Source organism: Synechococcus sp. OH20, assembly GCF_047502685.1.
Lineage (GTDB): Bacteria > Cyanobacteriota > Cyanobacteriia > Thermostichales > Thermostichaceae > Thermostichus.
In genome coordinates this window covers 1-2,696 of the sequence record NZ_JANSIQ010000023.1, presented here as the reverse complement: position 1 = coordinate 2,696, position 2,696 = coordinate 1, and the positions used below count along the sequence as shown (strand labels likewise).

Here is a 2,696-nt window from a genome sequence, read left to right as displayed (position 1 = left end):
AGGCCCAGATGACGGAAATGCGACAGGCCTTTGCAGCCCAGATCGCCGAGATCCGAACTGAGCAGCAGCGGGCCGCTGAGCGTTTCTCCGCCGAGATCGCCGAGATCCGGGCCGAGCGGCAACAAGCTGCCGAGCGCTTTGAGGCCCAGATGACGGAAATGCGACAGGCCTTTGCAGCCCAGATCGCCGAGATCCGGGCCGAACAGCAGCGGGCCGCCGAGCGCTTTGAGGCCCAGATGGCTGCAATGCGAGCCGAGCGGCAGGCCATCGAAGCCCAGCTCCAGACCGAAATCCAGGAGATCCGGGCGTTAATTCAGCACAACCAGGAGCGGATTCGCCAGAACGAAGAGCGGGGAGATGAGCTGGAGAGGGCCATCCAGGAGTCTCGCCGCGATATGCAGGCCGGGTTTGCCGAGCTGAGGGAAGCGCAAGCCATGATGATGGAGCAATTTCGGGAGCGGGATGGCCGCCTGATCGAGGCTCATCTGGGCTTTATTCGGGAAATGCGGGAGATGCAGCGGGAAGTGGCGGAGTTGCGCCTGGATTTTCTCAACCACATGCGCCAGTACCACCCGCCTGTCGAACGCTAGATGGCGAGCCGGTTGCCTCAGCTTGCGGTCGTAGGGGTAGCTGGAGATGGCTCGGTGGCCTCTTGGGCGATCCCCCCCCTCTCCCAAGCGCAAACCCTGGCCGGCCCCCCCAGCCTGCTGCAGCACTTTGCCGACCATCCGGCTCGCCAGATCCGGCTTACTGGATTGGTGGAAAGTTGGATCCCGCTTTTGCAAAAGGAGCTGGCACAGGGATCCCTGGTTTTATTGGCCAGCGGGGATCCCCTGTTTTTTGGGATTGGGCGCCTGCTGACCCAGTATTTCCCGGCGGAGCAACTGGCTTTTTACCCCCAAGTCAGCTCGGTGCAGTTGGCCCTCAACCGCCTGCAGATCCCCTGGCAGGAGGCCACCATTCTCAGTCTGCACGGGCGGGGAATGGAGCCGTTGGAACCCGCTCTCAAACAGGGATCCCCTGTGATTGTGGTGCTTACCGACCCAGAGCACACGCCAGCCAGCTTGGCCCAGTTCATTGCCGACCTGCGGTTGCCGGTGCGCTACCAGGGCTGGGTATGCAGCCAACTGGGATCCCCCCACGAGCAGATCCTGCCTCTGCAGGAAGGTGAGAACTCCGCTTTCCCCAGCCCCAATCTGGTGGTGTTGCGCCGCGTTGACCCGGAACCGGATCCCCGCCGCTGGCCCCTAGTCGGGATCCCCGACGATCAGTTCCACACCTTTCCCGACCAGCCCGGCCTGATCACCAAGCAACCCATCCGCCTGCTCACCCTGGGGGCCTTGCAATTGCCGCGGCAGGGAGTGGTGTGGGATGTCGGGGCCGGCACCGGCTCCGTGGCCGTAGAGATCGCCCGCCTCTCCCCCCAGCTCCAGGTCTATGCCGTTGAGCGCAACGCCATGGGTATTTGTCTCATCCGGCGCAACCGCCAACGCTTCGGCCTGGAGAACCTGCACGTGATCTCCGGGGCAGCGCCCCAGGTGCTGGCCGACTTGCCGGATCCGGATCGGGTGTTGCTGGGGGGAGGCGGCAAAGGGATCCGCGATCTGCTGCCGGTGGTGGCGGCCCGCCTACAGCCTGAGGGGATCTTGGTGGCCAACTTTGCCACCCTGGAAACCTGCAGCGAAACCCTGCAATGGCTGCGCTCGCAGGGCTGGCAGGTGCGGCTAGAACACATCCAGATCTCCCGCTCCACAGCCCTGGCAGAAGGCACCCGCTTCGCCCCCCTCAACCCCGTTTACCTCCTGCAGGGGATCCCTTCAACTTTGCAATCTCGCTGAACCCCCTCCTTTGGGGTGGGGGGTGAGAGAAAAATTACCCCTCATCCTCCTCGTCGGTGGTGAACCCGGGTCGGTACAGATAGGAGGGGCGATTGGTCTTCTTAATTTGGTCTTTGAGGGATTCTAGGTCGATGTAGCGATCTGCCAAGTTGATCAGTTGGTCGCTGGTCATGGAACGCAAGCTGACCACCTCCACCCGTGCCCCTTGGTAGCTGACGGCATTGACCGCGTAGGCCAAATCCCCATCGCCGCTCACCAGCACTGCCGTCTCGTACCAACGCACCAGCGACAACATGTCCACAGCAATTTCCACATCCAGGTTGGCCCGCTTGGATCCATCGGGCAGTTGGGTCAGCTCTTTGGTAACCACGCGGTAGCCGTTGCGACGCATCCAGAGCAAAAACCCCTGCTGCTTTTCGTTGTTGCGATCGACGCCGGTGTAGAAAAAAGAGCGCAGAAGGGGAGAACGGCCGGTCAGCGTCTTCAGCAGGCGGGTGTAGTCGATCTCAATGCCCAGTTGCAGAGCGGCATAGAACAGATTGGATCCGTCGATGAAGATGGCCACACGACCACGGTTGTCCTGCAACGGATCCGAAGGCTGAAAGCCGGGATCGGGGTCAAGACGCAACATTCGGCTTTTCTTCTCCAAGTGGTTTTGGCAAAGGGATAGAAAAAGGTAAGGTATTAAAGGATATATGAACAAGGCATCGGCAAAAAAAGGCCCTGGCCGGGGAGATACGTCATTTACCCTAGCGCAGGAAACACCCCACCCCTGGAAGACTTCCAAAATCCTAAAGAAAAAATACTTACAGCCTGTTAATTTAAAATAGGGTACAGGTTTCAAGAGGAAGGAGAGAA

At 60.6% G+C, this 2,696-nt stretch carries 2 protein-coding genes and 1 pseudogene; 2 read left to right on the top strand and 1 reads right to left on the bottom strand.

Features of this window, described 5'->3' with window-relative positions:
* Together NW826_RS05730 and cbiE are read left to right on the top strand one after the other, a co-directional pair.
* Positions 1 to 590: pseudogene (locus NW826_RS05730) on the top strand (hypothetical protein); the annotation flags it as partial.
* Positions 591 to 1,838: a precorrin-6y C5,15-methyltransferase (decarboxylating) subunit CbiE gene (cbiE, locus tag NW826_RS05725; RefSeq protein ID WP_414509658.1), complete on the top strand. Its 1,248-nt coding sequence runs from the start codon at positions 591 to 593 to the stop codon at positions 1,836 to 1,838.
* 34 nt (positions 1,839 to 1,872) lie between these two features.
* On the opposite strand, the gene NW826_RS05720 is transcribed toward cbiE, so the two are convergent.
* Positions 1,873 to 2,469 (bottom strand): NYN domain-containing protein, encoded by a 597-nt coding sequence (locus tag NW826_RS05720; RefSeq protein ID WP_414335330.1) that lies wholly within the window; start codon positions 2,467 to 2,469, stop codon positions 1,873 to 1,875.
* Positions 2,470 to 2,696 lie beyond the last annotated feature (227 nt).

Bases quoted from the DNA above. Each gene is read 5' to 3' on its own strand.
- NW826_RS05720 (WP_414335330.1), bottom strand. From the start codon at position 2,469: ATGTTGCGTCTTGACCCCGATCCCGGCTTTCAGCCTTCGGATCCGTTG.
- cbiE (WP_414509658.1), top strand. From the start codon at position 591: ATGGCGAGCCGGTTGCCTCAGCTTGCGGTCGTAGGGGTAGCTGGAGAT.